The sequence below is a fragment of the Agrobacterium sp. FDAARGOS_525 genome (assembly GCF_003938925.1).
GTDB lineage: Bacteria > Pseudomonadota > Alphaproteobacteria > Rhizobiales > Rhizobiaceae > Agrobacterium > Agrobacterium pusense.
On the sequence record NZ_RKIU01000003.1, the window covers coordinates 2,237,518 to 2,262,257 of the forward strand.

The 24,740-nt window shown below is 59.6% G+C and carries 26 protein-coding genes; 11 read left to right on the top strand and 15 right to left on the bottom strand.

What is annotated here, in order from left to right:
- The first annotated feature begins 41 nt into the window (after positions 1 to 41).
- Positions 42 to 524 carry a GlcG/HbpS family heme-binding protein gene (locus tag EGT36_RS12325; RefSeq protein WP_125270439.1) on the top strand — a complete coding sequence of 161 codons (483 nt, stop codon included), beginning with the start codon at positions 42 to 44 and terminating at the stop codon, positions 522 to 524.
- 59 nt (positions 525 to 583) lie between these two features.
- On the opposite strand, the gene abc-f is transcribed toward EGT36_RS12325, so the two are convergent.
- Entirely contained in the window at positions 584 to 2,467 is a 1,884-nt protein-coding gene (gene abc-f / locus EGT36_RS12330) for a ribosomal protection-like ABC-F family protein (RefSeq protein ID WP_037088965.1), read from the bottom strand.
- Positions 2,468 to 2,627: 160 nt separating this feature from the next.
- Entirely contained in the window at positions 2,628 to 3,671 is a 1,044-nt protein-coding gene (locus tag EGT36_RS12335) for a GGDEF domain-containing protein (protein WP_037088966.1), read from the bottom strand.
- A 256-nt stretch (positions 3,672 to 3,927) separates the two neighbouring features.
- On the opposite strand from EGT36_RS12335, the gene EGT36_RS12340 reads away from it, so the two are divergent.
- Positions 3,928 to 4,623, top strand: a complete 696-nt coding sequence (locus EGT36_RS12340; RefSeq protein ID WP_004441100.1) for a glutathione S-transferase family protein — start codon at positions 3,928 to 3,930, stop codon at positions 4,621 to 4,623.
- Positions 4,624 to 4,726: 103 nt separating this feature from the next.
- Complete coding sequence (gene ndk, locus EGT36_RS12345; protein WP_003496769.1) at positions 4,727 to 5,149, top strand: nucleoside-diphosphate kinase; 423 nt, start codon at positions 4,727 to 4,729, stop codon at positions 5,147 to 5,149.
- A 193-nt stretch (positions 5,150 to 5,342) separates the two neighbouring features.
- Here ndk and EGT36_RS12350 read toward each other — a convergent pair whose 3' ends face one another.
- On the bottom strand, positions 5,343 to 5,855 hold the full coding sequence (locus EGT36_RS12350; protein ID WP_037088968.1) for a hypothetical protein: 513 nt from the start codon (positions 5,853 to 5,855) through the stop codon (positions 5,343 to 5,345).
- The gene (locus EGT36_RS12355) at positions 5,852 to 6,412 is read right to left on the bottom strand and encodes a CGNR zinc finger domain-containing protein (RefSeq protein ID WP_169692017.1); all 561 of its coding nucleotides are present in this window, start codon (positions 6,410 to 6,412) and stop codon (positions 5,852 to 5,854) included. The genes EGT36_RS12350 and EGT36_RS12355 overlap by 4 nt, the downstream gene beginning before the upstream one ends.
- Before the next feature lie 52 nt (positions 6,413 to 6,464).
- Between EGT36_RS12355 and EGT36_RS12360 the strand changes: the two genes are divergently transcribed.
- A complete protein-coding gene (locus tag EGT36_RS12360) occupies positions 6,465 to 7,361 on the top strand; it encodes a branched-chain amino acid ABC transporter permease (RefSeq protein ID WP_125270440.1) in 897 nt (298 codons plus the stop codon).
- 55 nt (positions 7,362 to 7,416) lie between these two features.
- On the opposite strand, the gene EGT36_RS12365 is transcribed toward EGT36_RS12360, so the two are convergent.
- The 5 genes from EGT36_RS12365 to EGT36_RS12385 all read right to left on the bottom strand — a co-directional run bounded on the left by EGT36_RS12365 (position 7,417) and on the right by EGT36_RS12385 (position 11,632).
- The gene (locus tag EGT36_RS12365) at positions 7,417 to 7,872 is read right to left on the bottom strand and encodes a molybdenum cofactor biosynthesis protein MoaE (protein ID WP_022555953.1); all 456 of its coding nucleotides are present in this window, start codon (positions 7,870 to 7,872) and stop codon (positions 7,417 to 7,419) included.
- Between the two features lie 4 nt (positions 7,873 to 7,876).
- Entirely contained in the window at positions 7,877 to 8,131 is a 255-nt protein-coding gene (moaD, locus tag EGT36_RS12370) for a molybdopterin converting factor subunit 1 (RefSeq protein WP_006700176.1), read from the bottom strand.
- On the bottom strand, positions 8,131 to 8,718 hold the full coding sequence (gene pgsA, locus EGT36_RS12375; protein ID WP_004441114.1) for a CDP-diacylglycerol--glycerol-3-phosphate 3-phosphatidyltransferase: 588 nt from the start codon (positions 8,716 to 8,718) through the stop codon (positions 8,131 to 8,133). The genes moaD and pgsA overlap by 1 nt, the downstream gene beginning before the upstream one ends.
- Positions 8,719 to 8,822: 104 nt before the next feature.
- Complete coding sequence (gene uvrC, locus EGT36_RS12380; protein WP_022555955.1) at positions 8,823 to 10,868, bottom strand: excinuclease ABC subunit UvrC; 2,046 nt, start codon at positions 10,866 to 10,868, stop codon at positions 8,823 to 8,825.
- Positions 10,865 to 11,632, bottom strand: coding sequence for an SDR family oxidoreductase (locus EGT36_RS12385; protein WP_037088971.1), 768 nt, complete (start codon positions 11,630 to 11,632; stop codon positions 10,865 to 10,867). Before EGT36_RS12385 ends, uvrC begins: the two co-directional genes overlap by 4 nt.
- 369 nt (positions 11,633 to 12,001) lie before the next feature.
- Here EGT36_RS12385 and EGT36_RS12390 point away from each other — a divergent pair, with 369 nt between their 5' ends.
- Positions 12,002 to 12,658, top strand: a complete 657-nt coding sequence (locus tag EGT36_RS12390) for an outer membrane protein (protein WP_004441118.1) — start codon at positions 12,002 to 12,004, stop codon at positions 12,656 to 12,658.
- Between the two features lie 108 nt (positions 12,659 to 12,766).
- Here the strand turns inward: EGT36_RS12390 and EGT36_RS12395 are convergent, their stop codons facing one another.
- Both EGT36_RS12395 and EGT36_RS12400 read right to left on the bottom strand, forming a co-directional pair.
- On the bottom strand, positions 12,767 to 13,363 hold the full coding sequence (locus EGT36_RS12395) for a glutathione S-transferase (RefSeq protein ID WP_037088972.1): 597 nt from the start codon (positions 13,361 to 13,363) through the stop codon (positions 12,767 to 12,769).
- A 21-nt stretch (positions 13,364 to 13,384) separates the two neighbouring features.
- A complete protein-coding gene (locus EGT36_RS12400; RefSeq protein ID WP_037088973.1) occupies positions 13,385 to 14,155 on the bottom strand; it encodes a ribonuclease T2 family protein in 771 nt (256 codons plus the stop codon).
- 206 nt (positions 14,156 to 14,361) lie between these two features.
- Between EGT36_RS12400 and EGT36_RS12405 the strand changes: the two genes are divergently transcribed.
- Complete coding sequence (locus tag EGT36_RS12405) at positions 14,362 to 15,309, top strand: lysylphosphatidylglycerol synthase domain-containing protein (RefSeq protein ID WP_004441121.1); 948 nt, start codon at positions 14,362 to 14,364, stop codon at positions 15,307 to 15,309.
- A gap of 1 nt (position 15,310) precedes the next feature.
- Here the strand turns inward: EGT36_RS12405 and EGT36_RS12410 are convergent, their stop codons facing one another.
- A complete protein-coding gene (locus tag EGT36_RS12410) occupies positions 15,311 to 16,174 on the bottom strand; it encodes a 23S rRNA (adenine(2030)-N(6))-methyltransferase RlmJ (RefSeq protein WP_006700183.1) in 864 nt (287 codons plus the stop codon).
- Positions 16,175 to 16,215: 41 nt separating this feature from the next.
- Here EGT36_RS12410 and EGT36_RS12415 point away from each other — a divergent pair, with 41 nt between their 5' ends.
- From EGT36_RS12415 to EGT36_RS12425, 3 genes are read left to right on the top strand one after another with little or no spacing between them, the layout of a single operon-like run.
- Positions 16,216 to 18,420: a molybdopterin-containing oxidoreductase family protein gene (locus EGT36_RS12415; protein WP_037088974.1), complete on the top strand. Its 2,205-nt coding sequence runs from the start codon at positions 16,216 to 16,218 to the stop codon at positions 18,418 to 18,420.
- Between the two features lie 13 nt (positions 18,421 to 18,433).
- On the top strand, positions 18,434 to 19,030 hold the full coding sequence (locus EGT36_RS12420) for an NUDIX domain-containing protein (RefSeq protein WP_037088975.1): 597 nt from the start codon (positions 18,434 to 18,436) through the stop codon (positions 19,028 to 19,030).
- A gap of 26 nt (positions 19,031 to 19,056) precedes the next feature.
- A complete protein-coding gene (locus tag EGT36_RS12425) occupies positions 19,057 to 19,668 on the top strand; it encodes an NUDIX domain-containing protein (protein WP_125270441.1) in 612 nt (203 codons plus the stop codon).
- 56 nt (positions 19,669 to 19,724) lie between these two features.
- On the opposite strand, the gene EGT36_RS12430 is transcribed toward EGT36_RS12425, so the two are convergent.
- From EGT36_RS12430 to purM, 3 genes are all read right to left on the bottom strand, one after another.
- Positions 19,725 to 20,660: an omptin family outer membrane protease gene (locus EGT36_RS12430; protein WP_037088978.1), complete on the bottom strand. Its 936-nt coding sequence runs from the start codon at positions 20,658 to 20,660 to the stop codon at positions 19,725 to 19,727.
- Positions 20,661 to 20,793: 133 nt separating this feature from the next.
- Positions 20,794 to 21,468: a phosphoribosylglycinamide formyltransferase gene (gene purN / locus EGT36_RS12435; protein WP_037088980.1), complete on the bottom strand. Its 675-nt coding sequence runs from the start codon at positions 21,466 to 21,468 to the stop codon at positions 20,794 to 20,796.
- Positions 21,465 to 22,538 carry a phosphoribosylformylglycinamidine cyclo-ligase gene (gene purM, locus EGT36_RS12440; protein ID WP_035207698.1) on the bottom strand — a complete coding sequence of 358 codons (1,074 nt, stop codon included), beginning with the start codon at positions 22,536 to 22,538 and terminating at the stop codon, positions 21,465 to 21,467. Before purM ends, purN begins: the two co-directional genes overlap by 4 nt.
- A gap of 284 nt (positions 22,539 to 22,822) precedes the next feature.
- On the opposite strand from purM, the gene EGT36_RS12445 reads away from it, so the two are divergent.
- Complete coding sequence (locus EGT36_RS12445; protein ID WP_004441130.1) at positions 22,823 to 23,980, top strand: AI-2E family transporter; 1,158 nt, start codon at positions 22,823 to 22,825, stop codon at positions 23,978 to 23,980.
- A gap of 2 nt (positions 23,981 to 23,982) precedes the next feature.
- The gene (hdaA, locus tag EGT36_RS12450) at positions 23,983 to 24,711 is read left to right on the top strand and encodes a DnaA regulatory inactivator HdaA (RefSeq protein ID WP_004441132.1); all 729 of its coding nucleotides are present in this window, start codon (positions 23,983 to 23,985) and stop codon (positions 24,709 to 24,711) included.
- Positions 24,712 to 24,740 lie beyond the last annotated feature (29 nt).

Below are 24,740 nucleotides of genomic sequence, written 5' to 3' on the forward strand. Positions count from 1 at the left end.
CCGCTTAAACTGCAGTCCTCATCAAGCAAGAGGACCTTTTCATGATCCGCAACCTTCTCGTTGTTTCCACTCTGCTCGCTCCTTCGGTCGCCCCGGCGCAGACGCTGCCGACTGCACCTTACCTGCCACTCGAATTGGCGGAAAAGGCTGCCAGTGCAGCACTTCAGGCCTGCTCGGCCAAGGGCAACGCTGTCACCGTTGCCATCGTCGCCCGCGACGGCGCCGTAAAGACGGTCCTGAAAGCAGATGGTTCGGGTCCGCACACGGTCTCCAGCGCCACCGGCAAGGCATTCGCTGCCGCATCGCTCGGCCGTGATATTGGCGAGATTGCCGAATTCATCGCATCCAAGCCCGCCAATGATGGCCTCCGCAACATGGATGAGCGCATGGTCATTCAGGCAGGCGGGCTGCCGATCAAGATCGGCGACGCGCTCGTCGGCGGTATTGGCGTTGGAGGCGCGCCGTCGGGTGCAATCGATGCCGAATGTGCGCGTGAAGGTCTGAACACGATCGGCGCGAAGTAAGTTTCGTCAATGCGATACGGCGGCTTCGCAAGAGGCCGCCGCTCCTGTGCCGTTGCGCATCAGCCGGCCATTGCTTCCTCGTATTCACTGGATAGCATCAGCCATTGCTCTTCCGCATCCGATAGCCTGGCAGCGGCTTCGCCACGCTCCTTGACTTTCTGAGCGGCTTTGGCAGGGGCTTTTTCATATAGTGCCGGGTCGGCCAGTTCGGTGTCGAGCGTCTGAACCAGTTCCTCAAGCTTTGCCGTCAGGGATTCGATTTCGTTGATCTTTTTCTTCAACGGCGCGAGTTGGGCACGCTTTTCCGCGCTTGCCTTGCGCTGATCGGCCTTGGAAGCCTGATCGGCAACGGCGTCGCTCTTGTCGTCCTTCTTTTTACCGGAGGAAACGACGAGATCGCGATATTCCTCCATGTCGCCTTCGAACGTCTTGACCGTCCCGTCGGCCACCAACCACAGCCGGTCAACGGTCGCCTCAATAAGATGGCGGTCGTGGGAAATGAGGATCACCGCGCCATTATAATCATTCAGCGCCTCGATCAGCGCCCGGCGGCTGTCGATATCGAGATGGTTGGTCGGTTCGTCGAGGATCAAGAGGTTGGGTGCGTGGAAGGCCGCAAGGCCCATCAGCAGGCGAGCCTTTTCGCCACCGGAAAGGTCTTTGGCAGCCGTCGCCATCTTTTCCGTCGCAAGCCCCATCTGCGCCACGCGTGACCGCACCTGCGCCTCCGGTGCAAGCGGCATCAGCTTGCGCACATGTTCGACCGGAGTTTCATCCGGCACCAGATCGTCGAGCTGATGCTGCGCGAAGAAGCCGATCTTGAGGCCGGGCGCGACGCGAAGATCCCCCGCCTGCGGGGCGAGACGGCCGGAAATGAACTTCGCAAAAGTGGATTTGCCGTTGCCGTTGGAGCCGAGCAGCGCAATGCGGTCATCATTGTCGATGCGCAGGTTGAGGTGTTTCAGAATGGACTTGCCCGGTTCATAGCCGACCGCGCCGCCATTGATGGCAACGATCGGCGAGGCCGGCTGTTTTTCCGGCTCAGGAAACGTGATCGGCTGCACATGATCTTCGATCACGGCGGCGACGGTGCCCATGCGCTCCAGGGCCTTGATGCGGCTCTGCGCCTGACGGGCCTTGGTGGCCTTGGCGCGGAAACGGTCGATGAAGCTCTGCAGGTGTTTGCGCGCGGCGTCGTTTTTCGCCTTGGCTTTCATCTGCAATTCGTCGGCCTCGGCCTTCTGCCGCTCGAACTGATCGTAGCCGCCGCGATAAAAGGCCAGCTTCTTCTGGTCGAGATGCACGATGGAATTGACGGCGTTGTTCAGCAGATCGCGATCATGGCTGATGATGATAACAGTGTGCGGATATCGGCGGATATATTCTTCCAGCCACAGCGTGCCCTCAAGGTCGAGATAGTTGGTCGGCTCATCGAGCAGCAGCAGATCGGGCTCGGCAAACAGCACCGAGGCGAGCGCCACACGCATGCGCCAGCCGCCTGAAAAGGAGGAGGCGGGGCGGAGCTGCGCTTCATGATCGAAACCGAGACCGGCAAGAATGCTCGATGCACGCGCTTCCGCCGAATGGGCATCGATATCGACAAGCCGCATCTGGATCTCTGCGATACGATGCGGATCGGTTGCGGTCTCCGCCTCCGCCAAAAGCGCGCTGCGCTCCTTGTCAGCGGAAAGCACGATGGAGATGAGAGATTCCTCCGTGCCCGGCGCTTCCTGCGCCACCTGGCCGATGCGGGCCTGTTTCGGAATGGTCACCGAACCGCCCTCTGCCGCGAGATCGCCGGTGATGATGCGGAAAAGGGTGGATTTGCCGGCACCGTTGCGGCCGACGAGGCCCGCCTTCACACCGGCGGGAAGCGTCACGCTGGCGTGGTCAAGGAGCAGACGCCCGGCGATGCGGGCCGAAAGATCGGTAATCGTAATCATGGCGTCGTTTTGGCCGAACTGTGTGACCAAGGCAAGAGCAGGCACGCCACACCGCGGCAGTTATGAGGTCGGAAATGAAGAGGCGGCAAACGGGGACAAGGCGCGGGATGGCAGCTCGTTTTCCGGATATAAGCCCATCCTGAAGGCTTGCCGAAATGTCCTAGCAACCCAACTGCGCGAGATAGCTGTCGCGATTGTGCTGCGCGAGGTCCCTGCAATAACCGACGACGCAGTTGCGGGTGCCGCACCGGGCGCAAAGCAGGGCCAATTCAGCCTGGCTGAAGAATTCCGCGGGCGTTGCCGTGCCGTCCACTGAGGCGACGCCGATTGAAACCGTCAGATGCTCGCCGCCGCCCTCACTCGTCACGAAGCGCAAGGCTTCGACGCTTTGCCGCAGACGTTCAGCGATCGCCTCAGCCGTGTTTTGCGCAACGCCTGCAAACAGGAAAGCAAATTCGTTGCCGCCGATGCGGGCGACAAAATCATCCTTCTTGATCGTCTTGCGAAAGAGCCCAGCAAGCCGCCGCAGGGCTTTGTCTCCGGCGGCGGGGCCGTATTTGGCGTTGATCTCGCGGAAATGGTCGATATTGAGGAGCATCAGCGATGTCGCGGAGGCGGCCCTGTCTCCGGCAAAAAGCTCTCCGAGTTTTTCGAGGAAAGCCGCCCGGTTGGGCAGCGCCGTCAGCACGTCGCGCAGGGAACCGGCCTGCAGTTCGGCGCGTCGCCTTTCGACGTCATGTATTTTCATCAGCCCCATGGAGATGAAATGCCTTAAGCTGGTCTGTTCCTCGTGGATGTCGTCCAGCAATCGGGCGACGCGGTCGGTGGCCGGGGACCCAACAGTTTCGTCTTCGCCAAGGCGTCCGATGAAGGCTTCCGTGCGTTTCTGGCCAGCTTCCAGCCGTGCGGAAATCTGTTTCAGCGTTTCAAAGGCCTCGCTGGCCATCTGTTCCGCTTCGATGCGGGAGAAGCCGGGCAAATTGTGCCTCTGGCCAACCAGATCGATCTCGTGCTGTTGCGGCGCATTACCGAGCGCCAGGATGTCTCGGCCCATGGCCGGGTTATGGCCCGACAATATTTCATAGATCAATTCGTAATTGCGCGGCAATGGTGCAATATTCATCCTGGCGATGAACTGCGCGACCTTGGTAAGGACAAGACTACTTCTCGCCTGTTCGCGTTTTTTATCGCCAGCAGATGTCATCGCTGTCAGCTCCAGTATCGATGGTCTTATCAATCGAACGAAATAACCGTTTTCGGAATGGCCAAATCATAGGCGAGACGGCTTAAAATTGGCTAAACCTGCGAGCGAAATTCATCACCTCCAGGTTTTATTTCGGCCCGTGGCGAACGGAACCTTTCAAACGTCCTTTGATTGATAACATGACAAATGCTGATTTGATTTCCGGCTCCCGCCGATTTTATATCGCTTGGTCGCTATTGCAGAGAAGGTGCAGCCCATGACGAATTCCCGAACCCTCTATTCGCTCTGCGGAAGCGATGTCTCCAGGCCATTTTCCCCCCATTGCTGGAAAACCGTGTTTTCGTTGGCGCATAAGGGACTGGATTTCGAAGAGCGTCCGTTGCCCTTCACCGTCATCCCGACCGTGGAGGATGGTTTTTCGAAGACGGTGCCGATCCTGCGGGACGGCGACCGGCTGGTGAGCGACAGTTTCGAGATTGCCCTTTATCTGGACGAGGCCTACCCGGAGCGGCCGTCATTGTTCGATGGGGAAGGCGGCAAGGCCATGGCGCGCTTTGTCGAAAGCTGGTCCCAAACCCAGCTGCATCCGGCCATCGTCCGTATCGCCGTGCTGGATATCCACAATATGCTGGATGAGCCGGATCGTCGTTATTTTCGCGAAAGCCGGACAAGGGCGCTTGGCCGCCCGCTCGAGGATGTCGTCGCCAACCGCGAAGACGAGATCGCCGCCTTTCCTGCTTTGCTCGCTCCCATCCGCCGGATGCTGAGTTTTCAGCCCTTCATCGGCGGCACGTCCCCGCTTTTTTCGGATTACATCGTTTTTGGCGCGCTGCAATGGGCGAGGATCACCACCGGTGCTGATCTGTTTTCAGATAATGACCCTGTGCGCGACTGGTTCGAAGGGTGCCTCGATCTTTACGATGCAAGGGGTCGCAGTGTGACAGCGGCGTGAAATGTCTGCCGTCAGTGCCGCAATCTCATTGATCCCCCTTGTTTTCGGGCCTTTGGGCGGGTAAAGACCGCCCACTTTCTCTGAAGGAAAAGGAAACGGACACATGGCGATTGAACGCACATTTTCGATGATCAAGCCGGACGCAACCAAGCGTAACCTCACGGGCGCGATCACCAAGGTATTTGAAGACAACGGCCTGCGCGTCGTCGCCTCCAAGCGCGTCTGGATGAGCAAGCGCGAAGCCGAAGGCTTCTACGCCGTCCACAAGGAGCGCCCCTTCTTCGGCGAACTCGTTGAAGGCATGACTTCCGGCCCGACCATCGTTCAGGTTCTGGAAGGCGAAAACGCCATCCTCAAGAACCGCGAAATCATGGGCGCCACCAACCCGGCCCAGGCCGCTGAAGGCACCATCCGCAAGACCTTCGCGCTTTCCATCGGCGAAAACTCCGTTCACGGTTCCGACGCTCCGGAAACCGCCGCTCAGGAAATCGCCTACTGGTTCGCCGAAACCGAAATCGTCGGCTGATTCAAAGTCTCAACGGCTTGAATCGCTCTATCAGGCGATTGCTCGAAGCCGCTGAAAAGACTCGAAGAAGCGGAGCCGAAAGGCTCCGTTTTTTTTGTTTTTTGTTGCGATAAGGGGACGCCGCACCCGCCTTCATCATCATTCCTGTGACAAGCACAGGGACAAGGAGAGGTTGCACTCGCTCCGTCAGTCCCTACGACACCGGGCACCCCTGAGCCGGCCGCATATCAATCGTTCCGTCAGGTTTAAACACCTCCGGATTGGGCGTATAGAGCGGGCCGACGACCAGCGGCTTGGCGGGGAGAGCTGACTGGTCGGTATCGGAGCGGATGGTGGTCTCGATCGTCTGCAGAATATCGCCATCCGGCCCTTTGATGCGGACGGTGACCCTGTAGGGCCGATCCTGCTTCACACATTCGACCGGCGGGCTCTGAACGGTGATCTTTTCGTCCTTCGGAAAAATCTTCTCGCGGGTGGTGAGGTCGGGCCCTCCGCGAGGGTTTTCGAATGTTGCTTCAACGCTGCTGCCGTCGCGAATGGGGGCAATACGCTGCAGCGTCACCAGATAGGTGGCAATGGCCACGCGATAGTTGAAGACGAACATGCGGCCGGAAACCTTTGCCACCTCGCGCGGTTCTTCGCGCTGACAGCCGGAAAGGGTGAGTATCGCCACCATTGCCAGCAATGGCAGGCCGGTTCTTTTCATGACCGCGTCTCCTTCGTGCGGTGATAGTGCCGGCTGGCTTTTTGCCGGTTGCCGCACACCGCCATATCGCACCAGATCCGGCTTCTGTTCTTGCTGCGGTCGATGAACAGCCAGCCGCAATTGCCGCAGATCCTCAACCGCTGCCGTGGTTCGTCCGCAAGCAGCGACAGTGCGGAGTGGGCGGTGGCATTGGCGAGATGTTCTGCCTTCGGGAACATGCGCAGGGCGGCGCCGCAAGCGAAGAGAAACTGCGCCAGTTTCCCGTCGTCCTCGCCGCCATCGGCGATGGACGAGCGAAAATAATCGTCGATTGCCTCGCGCAGATCGAAAAGAACCGGCCGTCTCTCTTCGTCGGGCGCGACGAGGGCGGGAAATCTTTCTCGCTCCGCACCAAGCCGTGTCGCCGCTTCGGCAAAGGTGGCGATCTGCCCGGCCACGGCGAAGCGGTCTACCGATCTAGCGGCGTCTGAACGCAGGATCACGCTATTGGCAACATCCAGCGCCAATGCGCCGCCCGCAAAACGATGTTCTGTCCAGCGAAAGGTCATGCCGCACATTATAACTATCAAAACAGGTTTTAATAGTTATAATCACAGCGGGAGGACGCACTTGGCTTATTTCCTGCAACAATTGCTGAATGCCGTGCCGGTCGCCGCGCTTTATGCGGTTCTGGCCTTTGGTTATGCCATCGCCTTTTCAGTCACCAGACGCGCCGATGTCACTTATGGCGCCATATTCGCCTTTGCTGGCCAGACCTGCCTGCTTTTTGCCGATTTCGGCTGGAACCGCCTGTGGCTTGTTCTGCCGGCGACATTGGCGCTGGGGGCAGGGGCGGGCCTGTTCGGCGGGCTGTGGGCGGCGGGTTTCATCGGCAGGGTGGTGATGCGGCCGTTAGCGAAAGCCTCTCCCAACGCGGTGACGGTCGCTTCCATCGGGGTGTTGATAGCGCTGACGGAAAGTGCAAGGCTGGCCGCCGATACACGGCAATTATGGCTCCCGCCGCTTTTGTCGGAGCCGATACGTTTCTGGGCCGATAGCGGCTTCGCCGTGACGCTGACGCCGATGCAAATGCTGAATACGATGGCCTTCAGCCTGCTCATTCTCGCCGGATCGTTTTATCTTGGCCGCTCCGCTTTCGGCAGGCGCTGGAAGGCAGTGTCGGACGATGCTTTTGCTGCAGCCTTGTGCGGGGTAAATGCAGGCCGGATATTTCTCATGTCCTATTGCGCGGCGGGTCTCGTCGCCGCCATCGCGGGCGTGCTGGCCACATTTTATTACGGCACCATGGATTTCGGGGCCGGTCTGGTCTTTGGCCTGAAGGTGGTGCTGATTTCTGCGGCAGGCGGTTATACCAGTCCGCTTATCTGTGGGCTGGGGGCCGCCGCCGTCGGTTTTGCGGAAACTTTCTGGGTCGGTTACGGACCGGCCGCCTGGCGGGATGCGATGGTTCTCGCGATGCTGGTCGGCTGGCTGGTTATCATGCGCAGCAGGGTTGAAGCGCCTTAGGGCATTGACGAAAGCGGTGCCCGCTTCCACCGGACCATGCGGGAAGAACAAGGCATTATCGCCACTTTTCCCTGGCCGTATCGTCGGTTGTCTTTGCCGCAACCCACTCGCCCGCCGTTCCATCCTTGCCATGTTCCTTTTTCCAGAACGGCGCAGATGTCTTCAAGTAGTCCATCACGAAATTCGCGCCATCGAAGGCCGCCTGTCGATGCGATGAAGCGGCGATGACGAGGACGATATTTTCGCCCGTGGCGATCTTGCCGTGGCGATGGATGGCAGTGAGGCCAAGCAGGCCGAAGCGTTCCATCGCGAGCTTGGCGATGCGCGTCATTTCCGCTTCCGCCATGCCGGGATAATGTTCCAGTTCCAGCGCCGCGAGCGTGCCGCCATCATCCCGGCAGAGCCCGGTGAAGGCGACAACCGCGCCGATGCTCCTGTCACCTTCCGTCAGCCGGCGGGTTTCTTCCGCAGCGTCGAAATCCTCTGCCTGGACACGGACGGTCGGCTGCATTCGCTCATCCCCCCGTCATCGGTGGGAATATGCCGATCTCGCGCGCGCCGACGATGCTTTCATCATGCTCGACGTGTTCCTGATTGACCGCAACGCGGATGACATTGGGAAATTCGAAGGCAGCCTCGTAATTTTCACCGCGTGTCGCAAGCCAGGCAATCAGCTCGCCGGCCGTAGTGATGGAGGAAGGGAGGTCCAGCTCCTCTTCATCCGTGCCGATCTTCTCGCGAACCCAGGCGAAATAAACGATCCGTGTCATCATTCTTCGTCCACGATGTGCTTGAGGCCAGCCTTGAAGTAATCATAACCGGTATACATGGTGAGCGCTGCGGCCAGCCAGAGAAGCGTGATGCCCATCTCGGTCGTGTATGGCAGAACCTTGTCGCCAGCAGGACCCGCGAGCAGGAAAGCGATGGCGACCATCTGGATGGTGGTCTTCCATTTGGCGATGCGGGTGACGGGAACGCTGACCTTCAGCGCCGCCAGATATTCGCGCAGGCCGGAAACAAGAATTTCACGGCAGAGAATGGTGATGGCCGCCCAGAGCGACCAGCCGGCAATGGTGCCGTCGGCCGCCATCAGAAGCAGGACGGATGCGACCAGCAGCTTGTCAGCGATCGGGTCCAGCATGCGGCCGATATTCGAAGTCTGGTTCCAGATGCGTGCCAGATAACCGTCAAGAAAATCGGTCAGCGAGGCGATGATGAACAGCCACAGTGCCGTCCAGCGCGCAAAATCCGAACTCTCCAGTTTTCCTTCAACGTAAAAGCAAAGGACAATGACCGGAACAGCGAGAATCCGGCCATAGGTGAGGAGGTTGGGAATGCTGTATGCGCGCGAAGCCATGGGGAAACCTGTCAGTCTGAGATCAGCTGCCTTGATGCCGCCGCTAGGGCATAGCGTCAACACGTGATTATGTTTTTTTAGCAGGTCAGCCCCGCCGTTCTGCGTCAATCGCTGCCGCTCTCGTGGAAGTGATTGTAAATTTGCCGCGCCACCGTCTCGGAAATGCCGGTGACGGCCATCAGGTCATTGAGGCCCGCGCGGGAAACCGCCTTGGCGGTTCCAAAATGCTGCAGCAACGAACGTTTGCGCCCCGGTCCGATTCCCGAGATTTCGTCCAGCGGATTGCGCACCATTTCCTTCTTGCGCCGGGCCCGGTGCGATCCGATCGCGAAACGGTGCGCCTCGTCACGCATGCGCTGAATGAAGTAGAGCACGGGATCACGTGGCGGCAGGGAAAAATCGCTGCGCCCGTCCGCGAAGAAACGTTCACGGCCCGCCTCGCGGTCCATGCCTTTGGCGACGCCGATGGCGGTCACGCAGTCGCGAATGCCGAGTTCGTCGAGGATGGCCCGCACCGCCGTCATCTGCCCCTGACCACCATCGATCAGGATCACGTCCGGCCAGGCGGGGAAGGGCATGTCGGCAGCTTCTTCTGCTGTCGGTATGCGCTCGCGATCCGGCTTTCCTTCTTCTTTCAGCAGGCGTGAGAAGCGGCGGGTCATCACCTCCCGCATCATGCCGAAATCGTCGCCCGGCGTGATGTCGGTCGATTTGATATTGAACTTGCGATACTGGTTCTTCACGAAACCTTCCGGCCCCGCCACCACCATGCCGCCGACCGCATTGGTGCCCATGATGTGCGAGTTATCGTAGATTTCGATCCGCCGAGGCACGTAGGCAAGGCCGAAAGTCTCGGCAAAGCCCTTCAGCAGCCGCGCCTGAGACGATGTTTCCGCGAGCTTGCGGCCGTGCGCCTCGCGGGCGTTGGCAAGCACGTGATCGGTAATGTCCTTCTTTTCGCCGCGCTGCGGTACGCTGATCGTGACCTTGTGCCCGGCTTTCTCCCCGAGGGCGGCCGCCAGCAGTTCCTGTTCCTCCACCGTTTCGGAAAGCAGGATCTGTTTCGGCACCGGCTTGTCGTCGTAGAACTGCGCCAGAAACGCGTTGAGAATTTCCGAGCCGGGCAGGGACGGATCGGCCTTGGGGAAATAGGCGCGGTTGCCCCAGTTCTGGCCGGTGCGGAAAAAGAACACCTGAATGCAGGAAATGCCGCCTTCGTGGTGGATGGCGAAGACATCCGCCTCTTCAATGCCGGCGGGGTTGATGCCCTGGTGGCTCTGTACGTGCGAAAGTGCCGCCAGCCGGTCGCGATAGATGGCGGCGCGCTCGAAATCGAGGTCTTCGGAAGCCTCGTTCATTTGTCGCGCAATTGCGGTCTTGACGCTCTGGCTCTTGCCGGACAGGAAATCCTTGGCTTCCTTGACCAGCTCCGCGTAGCCCTCGTCGCTGATCTCATGCGTACAGGGCCCGGAACAGCGCTTGATCTGGTACAGAAGACAGGGACGGGTGCGGGTTTCGAACACACTGTCTGTGCAGGTGCGTATCAGGAAGGCGCGCTGCAGCGAATTGATCGTGCGGCCAACCGCGCCGGCGGACGCGAAGGGTCCGAAATAGTCGCCCTTGCGCGCCCTTGCTCCCCGGTGCTTGAAGATCGCTGGGGCACGGTTGTCGGCGGTGATGAGAATATAGGGGAAGGACTTGTCGTCGCGCAGAAGTACGTTAAATCGCGGCCGCAAGCGCTTGATTAGATTCGCTTCCAGAAGAAGCGCTTCGGTCTCCGTGCGGGTGGTGACGAATTCCATGTGCGTGGTGTGACGCACCATTTGGGCGATGCGGTTGGAATGCACGCGGCCCTGCGCATAATTGCCGACGCGCTTCTTCAACGAGCGTGCCTTGCCGACGTAAAGCACGTCGCCCGCCTCGTTGAACATGCGATAGACACCCGGCGCATTGGGCAGGTGTTTGACGAATTCGCCAATGAGGTCCATGCCCTTCAGGCCGGATTCGTTCTTCCATCCCGCATTCCAGTCCATGCCGGCGACGTCGCGCGGAGCCTCGGCCGTTTCCGTTGCGGCAAGGCTTGCATCGTCATCTTCGTCGTCGGTGTCATCGAAGAGAATACCGCCATCAGGCAGCTTCTTTCCGTTCATTCAGGTATCTCCGCCACGTCAGGGGTTTCCCAGCCAAGGTGCTGGCCGCCGTCGAGCGCGATCATTTGTCCGGTGACCGACGGCGTGTCGTAAAGAAAGCGAATCGTCCGCCCGAACTCGTCCGGCGCAGGACCACGCTTTAATATAAGGCCGTCGATCTGCGCCTGAAAGTCCTCGGGCGCCTGTCTTTCGCTTTTGAAGGTGGGCCCAGGCCCGATGGCATTCACCCTGACGCGCGGCGCGAAGCTCTGCGCCATCGTCCGTGTGGCGGTCCAAAGCGCTGATTTCGAAAGGGTGTAGGAATAAAAGCGTGGCGTGAGCGCAAGCACACGCTGGTCGATGATATTGACGATCAGCCCGGATTTATCGGCGGGCAATTGTTCGACAAAGGCGGCGGCGATGAGGGAAGGCGCCCGCACATGAACGGCAAAATGCGCATCGAAGATATCAGGGTCAGGCGCTTCCGCCGTGTCGCCGAGAAAAACAGACGCATTGTTGACGACGACGCCGATGGGGCCGAGGGCGGAAGTCGCCTTTTCGATGAGCGCCGCTGTCGGGGCTGATTGTGTCAGGTCCGCCTGAACGGCTGCAGCCCTGCCACCTTTCTGCCTTATTTCGTTAGCGAATTCCTCCGCCTGCGCGATCGATTCATTGGCATGGACCGCGATCGCAAAGCCGTGGCTGGCCAGATCGGTGGCGATAGCGCGCCCAAGCCGCCGCGCGGCCCCGGTAATCAAGACTGTCTTCGGTATATCTTCTTTCACAGCGGACCTGCATTTGCTCTTACACGCCCTATTTGCTGGATATAAATGCAAATCGCAAGCTGTCACTCGGCCCGAAAAGAATTGGGCGATTTTTTATTCACAATGCAATTTCGGTTTAATTTTAATATAACGAAGTTTAAAGGCGATCTATTTTTGTTTAGCCTTCTGTTAGGGTTAATAAAACCCTTGTGGCAATTAGGCAACGTCTAATTCTAGTCACGCGTCTGCCCCAAACAATTCACATTTTGGCTCTTTGATCTCCGCATTCTCCCATCAAATTTGGTTTCCAGAGGGGCGATCAACCCGACGAATTATGCCGCGTCTGAAAACAATGTTTTGAGTGCAGAGCGGTCCTGAAAGGAGAATAACATGCGTATTTTCGTAGCAACTCTTATGGCTTCGACCATGGCCGCCGCTGGCTTTTCGGCTGCTCACGCCGCTGACGCCGTAAACGAAGTGCCGCAGGCACCGGTTTCCTACGACCAGCCAGCACCGGTCAAGGACTGGTCCGGCGCTTACCTCGGTGGTACCGTCAACTACGATTGGGGCCGTTTCAGCTCCAGCAACGACGGCCGTGACGCCAAGGGCGCCGGCGGCGGTCTGTACGGCGGTTACAACTGGCAGAATGGCCAGATCGTTTACGGTGCCGAAGCTGACGTCAACATGGGTGACGAGCGCGGTTCCGCCGGTACGGTTGCAGGTCGCTCGGTCGAAGGCAAGCAGGGCGTCAACGGCTCGCTGCGTGGCCGCGTTGGTTACGACATGAACCCGTTCCTGCTCTATGGTACGGCCGGTCTTGCTGTCTCCGACAACAAGGTTCGTGACGGCGTCAACAAGGACAGCGCCACGGCTCTCGGTTACACGGTTGGTGCCGGTGTGGAAGCCATGGTGACCGACAATATCACCGCCCGTCTGGAATATCGCTACAGCGATTACCAGAAGAAGGACTATACGCTCGGCAACGACGCCTTCTCGCGCGGTTATGACGACCACTCGGTCAAGGCCGGTATCGGCGTCAAGTTCTGATCCTTTCCGGATCGGTCAAAGAAAAGCCGGGGTCATGCCCCGGCTTTTTTGTGTCTGTGATTTGCCGTTGAACGCCCGGCCAAAAGCCGGGTGTTCTGCGCGGTCACGTCAGGCGGCGGCCTTCATTTCCGTATAGGCCTCGAAACGCTTGCCGAAGGTTTCCGGCCACGCCGCCAGCGCATCGCGTCCTTCGGTCCACTCGCCCGCAAAACGCAGGTCTAGATAACCGATCATCGCAGCCAGCGCGAAATGGCCGCCGTGCAGCTTCTTGCCGGTCTTCGGCAGGTTGGCGTTGAGATGGTCGAGCCCGCGCACCACCTTGCTCCACTGCTTGTCGATCCAGGGCTGGTGAATTTTCTCTTCCGGTCGGAAACGGCGCTCGTAGACGATGGCCAGCAGGCAATCCATGATGCCGTCGCACAGTGCCTCCAGAATTTCCACATCCGTGCGCTTGCCGCTCTTTTTGGGGTAGAGTTTGCCGCCTGAAAGACGGTCGAGATAATGCATGATGGCCACGCTGTCGTAGACCGATCCGCCATCATCAAGCAGCAGCACCGGAATCTTTCCCAGCGGATTATTGTCCATCAGCGTGGCCGGCTCGGCGTTGGTGTCAACGCGAACGGAGGTTATGTCGATGTCGAGATGACGGGCCGCCATGCGCACCTTGGCGGAGTAGGGGGAGGCGGGCGAATAGAGCAGTTCCATGGTTGGGTCCCTGTGGGTTGATCAGCGAATGGGGATGATTTCGGTTGAACTCGCGCGGCAGCCCTTGCGGTCAAGCTCCGGGCAATCGCGGAATGTCATGTCCCGGTTAAGGCAGATGCGCACTTCTTCGAGGCGCTTGCCGTCGCAGCTGATGGAAATGCCGCGTTTCGACAGGCCGGGATTGGCATCGGTAAAGGCGGTTTCTATCGCATCGGCGGAAAGCGCGGCTGTTTCGGCGCCGGAAGCGATTCTTTCCGGCAGCCGGATGGCCTCGAAGGCGGCCCGCGTCGCCGAGAAATAGTCTCGCTGCGACAGGCCGGAACAGGAGCCGTGTTTGCGCCACTGATGGCCGATCAGGCCCATGGAGGGCATGATGTCGAACATGGTGCGGCCGATCGCGTCCGGCACGCGCTCAGGCTCGTCGCTTCGGCAGAATTCGGGATAGCCGTTTTCGTTCTGCGGCCATAGCCCGTGCACCACGAATCCGTAACGCCTGTCGCTGCCGCACTGCTGTCGGTTGCCCGAGCCTTCGGAACTGGCGCAGAATGCCGGTGACCATGAAAGCGAGAGCACATAAAAATCGAAGCCGCTTCCGCGCGGCGGAGGCCTCTTATCCGGCTTCGCTTGAGAAACCACGCGCCCTGGAGCATCCGGCCAGGAATTGCCGGCGGTCTGCGATTGGGGTTGTGTCTGCCGGTCGGCCGGTGTGGTTGGGGCCGGATTTTGCTGCGCGAACCATAAGGCGCCGAGCGACAGAAGGCCCAGGGCGATGAAACCGGCATAACGCTTCATTCCGTGTACGTTCCCCGGAAAATGGACGACCTCATATCGCCGGCAGGCGACGATCCGGTCTTACATCAACTTGTGAACGGGGCAAACCGCCAATCTTTGATGAAAAGGTTGAAAGCTTCGCCGCATAACGAATAGAGTCGAACGAATCTCCGCAAAAGACGGAACAGGCTGGGGTGAAGCTGGAGGAAATAGGCGGGCATGACCGCATGAAATTCAAGAAATATATCTGGCCCGTCGTTGGCTTTGCGACGATCGGCTTTTCCGCCTGGTTGCTCTTTCACGAATTGCGCGGCCTGTCGCTTGATGATCTCTGGGACAGCCTGAAGGCCATTCGGGTGCGGGACTGGTTGTGTTCGGGTCTCTCCACCCTGCTGGCCTATGCGGCGCTTGCCGGTTATGACCGCATCGCGTTGCAGCATCTTGGCCGCAAGGTGAACTGGCTCTTCATCACGCTCACCTCCTTCACCACCTACGCGCTGTCCCACAATGTCGGCGCGTCGGTGTTTTCGGGCGCCGTGGTGCGATATCGGGCGTATACGTCGAAGGGACTAAGTGTGGCGGAAGTGGGCGTTCTCGTCGGCCTCTGCTCTTTCACCTTCCTCATCGGCACGATCATGCTCATCGGACTGGTGCTGCTTTACGAGCCTGACATCACTGAACGGTTCACGGGCATACTGCCGGTCGAAGCCTCGACCACGACAGGCGTCGTGCTGCTCTTTTTCGTCAGCCTTTATGTTCTCGGCAGCCTGCTCAGGCTGAAGCCTCTGAAGATCGGCTCCTTCGTGTTGCCATACCCGGCGCCGAAGCTTGTGGCGCAGCAACTGGTCATTGGCCCCATCGAGCTGATCGGCGCGGCGGGCATCATCTATTTCGCGCTGCCGGAAGCCGGCAATCCCGGCTATATGGTTATTCTCGGCATATTTCTGGTGTCGTTTTCCGCAGCGCTCATTTCGCATGCGCCGGGCGGATTGGGCGTGCTGGAACTCGTCTTCGTTACAGGCCTGCCGGACATGAACCCGGCCGATGTCATCGCGGCGCTCCTGGTCTTCCGCCTGTTTTACCTCATCATCCCCTTCATCATGGCGCTGTTCGTGATCCTCTTCTTCGAAAGATCACAGCTGGCCGCGGCGCAGAAAAGGGAAGGGTTGAGGTAACTCAGCCGTCTTCCGGCTTTTCCTCGCCGCGCAGCCAGAAGGCGCGTTGCGAGGCAAACCTGTCCTGCGCCAGCCTTGTCTTGAGGTAAGGCAGCAACGTGTGCAGCTCTTCTTTCAGCGTGTAGGGCGGATTGACGATGATGAGGCCGGAGCCGCTCAGCCCATCCAGCCGGTCGCTCCTGACGGAAAGTTCCGCGCATAGCATCTTCGGAATCTCGAAGGATTGCAGCCGCTCGTGGAAATCCTTGATCGGCGCGCCTTTCTTGAGCGGATACCACAGGCAATAGGTGCCGGTGGAAAAGCGGCGATAGGCCTTGTTCAGGCCATCGGCCAGGCGCTGATATTCATTCTCCCGCTCGAATGGCGGATCAACGAGGATGAGGCCGCGTTTTTCTTTCGGCGGCAGATGCGCGCCAAGCGACAGCCAGCCATCGAGCTCGGTCACCCGCACCTGATAGTCACCTTCGAATAGCCGCGCGAGCGCGCGGCTGTCATCCGGGTGCAGTTCCATGGCCGAAAGCCGGTCCTGCGGGCGAAACAGCATACGCGCGAGTTTCGGTGAGCCGGGGTAGAATTTGACACCGCCTTCAGGATTGAGTTCCTTTACTGCGGCAAGATAGGGTTCCAGCAGCTCGGCGATAGGGTCGGGCAGATCACCCTCCATCAGCTTTCCGATGCCGGTCTGCCATTCGCCGGTTTTCTGCGCCTCTTCAGAGGTCAGGTCGTAAAGACCGATGCCGGCATGGGTGTCCAGTACCCGAAAGGCCTTGTCCTTGTTCTGCAGGTAACGCACGAGGCGGGCGAGAACGGCATGTTTGAGGACATCCGCGAAATTGCCGGCGTGATAAATGTGGCGGTAGTTCATGGATGTGTCTCGCTTGCCGTTTATCCGGATGAATGGTCAGGATGAATATTCTTGATGGACGTCACTTCGGCCTTTTTGCCGCATCGTTGATGCAATATACAAAAGACATGAACGTTGCGACCCCGATTTCCGCTGAAAAAGCCGCCCTGAAGGCCGAAGTCCGTATCGGACACACGGTCTGCCCGCATGACTGTCCGAGCGCGTGCGCGCTGGAGGTCGATATCAATGCCGATGGCCGCATCGGTCGTGTGCGCGGCGCCAATGCCAACACCTACACCGCCGGCGTGATCTGCGCCAAGGTGGCGCGGTATTCCGAGCGCATCTATCATCCCGGTCGTCTGCTGACCCCGAAGCGCCGCAAGGGCGCAAAAGGGGCGGGTGACTGGCAGGAAATTTCCTGGGAAGCGGCGCTGGACGAGGTCGCCGACGCTTTTGTGAAGGCAGAAGCCCGGCACGGCGCGGAGGCCATCTGGCCTTATTTCTATGCGGGCACCATGGGGCAGGTGCAGCGCGACTCCATCGAGCGGCTGCGCCACGCCAAGAAATATTCGGGCTTCTTCGGCTCGATTTGCACCAACATGGCCTGGACCGGCTATGTGATGGGCACGGGCGCCTTGCGCGGCCCCGATCCGCGCGAGATCGGCAAGGCCGATGTCGTCGTCATCTGGGGCACCAATGCGGTCGCCACGCAGGTCAATGTCATGACCCATGCGGTCAAGGCCCGCAAGGAACGCGGCGCGAAGATCGTCGTGGTCGACATCTATGACAATCCGACCATGAAACAGGCGGATATGCGCCTCGTCGTCCGACCCGGCACGGATGCGGCGCTGGCCTGCGCCGTGATGCACATCGCCTTCCGCGACGGTTACGCCGACCGTGGTTACATGGCGCGCTTCGCCGACGACCCGGCCGGGCTCGAGGCGCATTTGAAGACGAAGACGCCGCAGTGGGCATCAGAGATCACGGGCCTTTCGGTCGACGAGATCGAGGATTTCGCGAGGCTGGTTGGCGTCACGAAAAAGACCTTCTTCCGGCTCGGATATGGGTTTGCCCGACAGCGCAACGGCGCGGTCGCCATGCATGCAGCGCTTTCGATCGCCACGGTGCTCGGTTCCTGGCAATATGAGGGCGGCGGCGCGTTCCACAATAATGGCGACATCTTCCGGCTCAACAAGGCGGAGCTCATGGGCACGGCCTATGCCGACCCCGACGTGCGCCAGCTCGACCAGTCGCAGATCGGCCGCGTGCTGACGGGGAACGCCGAAGCGCTGCGCCATGGCGGTCCGGTGACGGCGCTGCTCATCCAGAACACCAATCCGGTCAATGTCGCTCCCGAACAGAGGCTGGTGAAGCAGGGCTTCCTGCGCGATGATCTCTTCGTCGCCGTGCATGAGCAATTCATGACGGAAACGGCCGAGCTTGCCGATATCGTGCTGCCCGCCACCATGTTCCTCGAACATGACGACATTTACCGCGCCGGCGGCCAGAATCACATCTTGCTTGGTCCTAAACTGGTGGAGCCGCCCGAAACGGTGCGTACCAACCTCTTCGTCATCGAGGAGCTGGCAAAGCGTCTCGGGATCGACCACATGCCGGGCTTTGGCCTTTCAGCGCGCGATCATGTCGATCATATGCTGAAAGTCAGTGGCTGGGGCGACTTCGATACGCTCGCCGAAGAGAAATGGATCGATGCGCAGCCACCGTTCGAGGTCGCGCATTATCTTGAAGGCTTCGGTTACGGTGACGGGAAGTTCCGTTTCAGCCCCGATTGGGCAACGGGGCCTTCTCCCAACAAGCCGCCGAAGAACATCGGCGTGATGGGGCCGGTGTCGGAATTTCCGAAATTCCCGGATCAGGTCGATGTCATCGAGGTTGCGGATGCTGACCATCCCTTCCGACTGGCGACATCGCCGGCGCGCAACTTCCTGAATTCCACTTTCGCGGAAACCAAAACCTCCGTGCAGAAGGAAGGGCGCCCGGAACTGATGATCTGTCCTGAGGATGCCGCCATCAACGGCATTTCTGATGGCGATATCGTCCGCATCGGCAACGGGCGAGGCGAGGTCCGGCTCCACGCGAAAATCGTGGAAGGTGCTAGGCCGGGAGTGCTCATTGCCGAAGGGCTATGGCCGAACAAGGCGCATCTGGACGGCGAGGGCATCAACGTGCTGACCGGTGCCGACGCCGTCGCTCCCTATGGCGGCGCGGCATTTCACGACAACAAGGTTTGGCTGCGCAAAAGCTGACGGAAGATTTTGAATGACGAAGTTCGACAACGTGAAAATTGAAATTCTGAAAGACGAAACGCTTTCAAAGAACTGGTATCACCTCCGCAACGTAACCTACAATTACACCAATTCCCGTGGCGAAACGAAAGTCATCAGGCGCGAAGCCTATGACCGTGGCAACGGCGCGACGATCCTGCTGTTTGATCCACGACGCCAGACGGTTGTCCTGGTACGGCAGTTTCGCATGCCGGCCCATGTGAACGGTCATCACGGCTGGCTCCTCGAAGCCCCGGCCGGCCTGCTGGACGGCGATAACCCGGCCGAAGCCATTCGCCGCGAGGTGACGGAAGAAACGGGCTACGTCGTGAGGGACGTGCGGTTCCTGTTCAAATCGTTCATGTCGCCCGGTTCTGTCACCGAGATCATTCATTTCTTCGCCGCGATTGTCGAATCTTCGGATCGTGTCGAAGAAGGCGGCGGTGCGGCCCATGAGGACGAGGATATCGAGGTCGTGGAAATCCCGCTGGACGACGCCATGAAGATGATCGAGACGGGCGAGATCTGCGATGGCAAGACGATCATGCTGCTGCAATGGGCGGCGTTGAACCGCGCCTCCCTGACCGCCTGAGATTTCATCATCTTTCGGAGACTCCTATGAACGTGTCGCTCTTAAAGTCGCCCGCTGCCGGGACTGACCGGATCCGGCTGGTGGAAAAGGAAACCGTCTGGAAGGGCTTCGTGCATCTGCAGAAGCTCGTTTTTGACCAGCGCATGCCTGACGGCAAGACGATCCGTATTGTGAGGGAGGTCCATGATCACGGCCTCGCCGCCGCCATTCTCCTTTATGACCCGAAACGCGACAGCGTGGTAATGGTACGCCAGTTTCGCCCCGCCGCCTTCGTCAACGGCGACCCGAACTTCATTATCGAAGTTCCGGCAGGGCTTCTCGATGGCGACGATGCCGCTGATGCAATCCGCCGCGAGGCGATGGAGGAATCCGGTTACGCCGTCGAAAAAGTTGAATACCTCTTCGACATGTATGCCAGCCCTGGCACGCTGACGGAAAAGGTCAGTCTCTTCGTCGCCCGCATCGATCTCGACGTGCAGGCCGGCAGCGGTGGCGGACTGGAGGATGAAGGCGAAGATATCGAGGTTCTGACCTACGGTCTCGACGAAGCCTTCGGAATGATCGCCTCGGGTGAAATTACGGATTCGAAGACGATCATTCTGCTGCAATGGGCGATGTTGAATCGCGACCGGCTTTAAAGGCGGGGCGGCTTGAGCATATCCAGTGAACTAACCCACGGATACGGCCATCGACGCTAAAATCGCCCTCTGACGCCGGCACCCACGAAAATCGACTGTAAGTCGCCGCCACCAGCGTTCTTCTCCGACGACAGGCTTCCGGCGCCCGCGCCGCTATAATGCGTGTTCCCGCGCCCGAGGCTGGTATAGTCGTAAGCGCCGTCGAGGTAGATCGAGGCGTTTTCCGTCACGTCATAGGCAACGCCTGCCTTCACCCCGAACATGCCGGCAACGTCGAATTTGTCAGTGAAGCGCATGTCGCGCAGCCAGTGATCGTCAGTCGCCTTGGCGTAGACCATGGCGCCACCTTCGAGACCGAGATTGAGCGACCAGTTGCCGAATCTCTGGCCGCCCGTCAGGTTGCCGTAGAAAACCGGTATCTGTTGGCGATAGGTGATTCCCTTGAGGCCATCCTTGAATTTGCCTGAGAAATCGCGGCGGGAGAAAACACTGTAAACGGCGTTGCCGCCATAGGCCGACCATTGCACATCGGTGTAGCGAAAACCGACGCCCGCGCTGAGATATTGCTGCGGATCCTCCAGCAATGTGCGATTGAGTTCGAGGCCTCCCGAAAAATAATGGTCGAGCCGTGTGTCATCATGCTGGGAGCGATCGCTCCAATTCTCCTTGGAGCTGTCTTTCGAAAAGGGCCATACCCAGTCGTAGTCGGTCATGTAGCCATCGCCTTCAAAACCGATGCGGCCTTCCGCCTTGACGCGCCAGCCGGGCGCTAGTTCAAGGCCGAGCGAGCCGCGCAACGCCACGGCGTTTTTCGTTTCCCATTCCAGTTCGCTCACCTTGCGGCCACCGAGATGAACAGTTTCCGTCGCCCGGAGATTGAGAACGCCGGCATCCAGTGAAGCCGTAATGCCGTTTTGTTCGGCGGCCAGTGGCAGGCAGGTACCCATCAGTAAAGCCGCAGAAAGCGGCAGGGGAAATCTCGAAAATCGCATAATCGCTCCTGAACGTCCGGAGGGCCTGAAGTAGAGGCCGTTGCGGTCATTAAAGACGATTATGGTAAATGATCGGTTTATTTCACCGAAGATACCAATTCTGATTTATCTATGTACTTTAGGAATAGCTACATCACGAGGCAGAGACAAGGATGGAATACTCGGTTTTACTTTCGCTCTTGTCGAAAACGGCTTTTCCGCCTTCCATCCGTACCTTGCCTTCGGCGAGTAATTTCAGCGCCAGTGGATAGAGCTGGTGCTCGACGGTGAGGATCCGCGCAGCCAGGGTATCTGCCGTGTCGTCGGAAAGAACCGGCACAGCCCCCTGCGCAATCGTCGGGCCCTCATCCATGCCTTCGGTGACGAAATGGACCGTGCAGCCGGAAATCTTCATGCCGCTGTCGATGGCACGCTGATGCGTATGCAAACCGGGGAAAAGCGGCAGCAGGGAAGGGTGGATATTGATGATGCGGCCTTCATAGGGGGCAATGAAATCCCCCGAGATCAGCCGCATATAGCCGGCGAGACAGATGATGTCAGGCGCAATCTCCCCAAGAGCGGCCAGAATGGCGCCCTCATGTTCCGTCTTGCTCGCATAGGTCCTGCGTTCGAAGACGAGGGTCGGAATGCCGAAACCCCGTGCCTTTTCCAGCCCGCCGGCAGTTGCCTTGTCCGAGATCACGCAGGCGATTTCCGCCGGAAAATCCGCCGTCTGGCAGGCCTTTACCAGCGACACCATGTTGGAGCCGCTGCCGGAGATGAAAACGACGACACGTTTGCGGCCGGACGACAGGGCGGCGGGCATCATAGGGCGAGGGCGCCCTTGTAGATCGTGCCATGCGCGCCTTCTTCACGGGCGACCATGCGGCCGAGCGGGAAGACGGTCTCGCCTTGGGCCGTCAGAACTTCGGTGACCTTTTCGGCATTTTCAGCCGAAACCACGACGATCATGCCGACGCCGCAATTGAAGGTGCGCAGCATTTCCTTTGCTTCGACACCACCGGTTTTCGCAAGCCAGGAGAAGACGGCGGGAACCTCTATCGCTTCGAGATCGATCTCGGCGGCGAGATGTTTGGGCAGAACGCGCGGAATATTCTCCGGGAAACCGCCGCCGGTAATATGCGCCAGTGCCTTCAGCGCACCGGTCTCGCGGATCGCCTTCAGGAGCGGCTTCACATAGATGCGGGTTGGAGTCAGCAGCGCTTCGCCCAGCTTCTTGTCATCGGCGAAGGGAGCGGGTGCATCCCAGTCGAGCCCGGAGATCGATACGATCTTGCGCACCAGCGAGAAGCCGTTGGAGTGGACGCCGGATGAGGACAGGCCAAGAATGACGTCGCCCTCGGAAATGTCGCCGGCGGGCAGAAGCTGGCCGCGTTCGGCCGCGCCCACGGCAAAGCCCGCGAGGTCGTAATCACCATCTGAGTACATTCCCGGCATTTCAGCGGTTTCGCCGCCGATCAGCGCGCAACCGGATTCGCGGCAGCCGGCGGCGATGCCGGAAACGATCGCAGCGCCCTGGTCGGGATCGAGCTTGCCGGTGGCAAAATAATCGAGGAAGAACAGCGGTTCTGCACCTTGAACCACGAGATCGTTGACGCACATGGCGACGAGATCGATACCGACGGTGTCGTGATAGTTTGCGTCGATGGCGATCTTCAGCTTGGTGCCGACGCCGTCATTGGCGGCCACCAGAACCGGGTCGGTGAAGCCAGCGGCTTTCAGATCGAACAGGCCGCCGAAGCCGCCGATTTCGCCGTCCGCGCCGGGACGTCGCGTGGAACGCACCGCCGGTTTGATCTTCTCGACCATCAGATTGCCGGCGTCGATATCCACCCCTGCGTCACTATAGGTAAGACCGTTCTTGCCCGACTGGCTCATGGCTCTCGTCTCCGCTGGTTCCTTTGGCGTCGCCATTCGCACGGGACGGGGCCTGATGCAAGGGTTTGAGTGGCAAAACCTCCGGTTTTTAACGGCTTTGACGTTCCGCGATGGCCGCTCTCGGCAGCATTTGCCGCAATGCGGCGAAGGTGGGACCGGATATTCTGCGTTGCCGGCTTTTTCAGCCCCCCTTATCCCTTTGCCGACGCAGTCTTGACCATGTGCCCACGCCCATCCTATCTCCATGATGCGGGACGACGATGCGGTGACAGAAGGATGAACGGATGCAACCCCATGTAAGCGGTACCAGCCTGCGCCGGCAGGTGTTTTTCTGGATCGGCGTGCTTGCCGTCTTTATCCTCTTCCTGATGGTCTTCAGCTCCATTCTCCTGCCTTTCGTGGCTGGCATGGCGCTAGCCTATTTTCTCGATCCGGTGGCCGATTGGCTGGAGAGGCGCGGCCTCAGCCGGCTGATGGCCACAGTCGTCATTCTCATCTCCTTCGTGCTGGTCTTCGCGCTGTCGCTCATCATCATCATTCCGCTCATTGCCGCCCAGGCCTCGGAATTCATCACGCGCATCCCGCAATATATCTCGTCGCTGCAGCAGCTGATCGCCGGCGCCGATACCAATCTCCTGCCGGATTGGGTGAGCAGCCAGATCGACGCGGTAAAGGAGAACTTCTCGAAACTCCTCACCGAAGGTGCGGGTTTCATCGGCACATTGCTGACGCAGATATGGAATTCCGGGAAATCGCTGGTCGATGTCGTGTCGCTCCTGGTGGTCACCCCCGTCGTCGCCTTTTACCTGTTGCTTGACTGGGACCGGATGATCGACAAGGTCGACAGCTGGATACCGCGCGATTACGTGCACACGGTGCGCCAGATCGCCCGCGACATGGACAAGACCATTGCCGGTTTCGTGCGTGGGCAGGGCTCGCTCTGCCTCATTCTCGGGGTTTATTACGCCGTCGGCCTGTCGCTGGTCGGGCTGAATTTCGGCCTTTTGATCGGCCTTTTTTCGGGCCTCATCAGCTTCATTCCCTATATCGGCTCCATGGTCGGCCTGATCCTGGCGGTTGGCGTCGCCATCGTGCAGTTCTGGCCGGATTATCTCTATGTCGTACTGACCCTGGTCGTGTTCTTTTCCGGCCAGTTCATCGAAGGCAACATCCTGCAGCCGAAACTTGTCGGCAGCAGCGTCGGCCTGCATCCTGTCTGGCTGATGTTTGCCCTCTTCGCTTTCGGCGCGCTTTTCGGCTTCGTCGGGCTTCTCGTCGCGGTGCCGGCTGCGGCGGCGGTCGGCGTGCTTGTCCGCTTCGCCTTGTCGCGGTATCTTGAAAGCGATCTTTACCACGGGCACGCCGCCAACCTTCCCTGGGAAGCCAACCTCACCCTGGAAGAAAGGGAAACGTCCTCCGGCAAGGTTGACTCTCAGAGCTGACAATGACTGACCCAATCAAAACCGACAACGCCCGGTCGAAGGCCGAGCAGCTGCCGCTCGCATTTTCGCATCCGTCCGCCTCCGGCCGGGAGGATCTCCTCGTGTCGGCTTCGCTGGAGGCCGCCGTCAGCCTCGTTGACGCATGGCCGCACTGGCCCTCGCCGGTGGTCGTGCTGGCAGGGCCGCCCGGTTCCGGAAAATCGCACCTTGCCAATATCTGGAAAAATATCAGCGAGGCCCGCGAGATTCATCCGCAAGCGGGCGCGGATGCCGCGCGCGCGGCCGAAAGGGGGGCGGTGCTGTTCGAGGACGCCGATCGGCGTGGTTTTGACGATACCGAACTCTTCCATGTCATCAACAGCGTACGCCAGAATGGCACGACGCTTCTGATGACCAGCCGGCAATGGCCGTCGGCCTGGCCCGTCACGCTGCCGGATCTGCGCTCGCGCCTCAAGGCCGTGACGGTAGTGGAAACGGGTGAACCGGACGAGGCGTTGCTGGCGCAGGTGCTGGTGAAGCTCTTCGCTGACCGGCAGCTTTACATGGATGACAAACTTATAGGCTACATCGTCAACAGAATGGAACGTTCGCTCGATACGGCGCAGACGATCGTAGAGCGGATCGACAGGCTGGCGCTTTCGCGCGGAACGAGGATCACCCGCCCACTGGTGGCGGAAGTCCTCAACGCGATGGACAATGCCGAGAGACATAACGGACCGGACGACGATTGACTGTCACAGTTCCGTCGTCAAACTGTTAT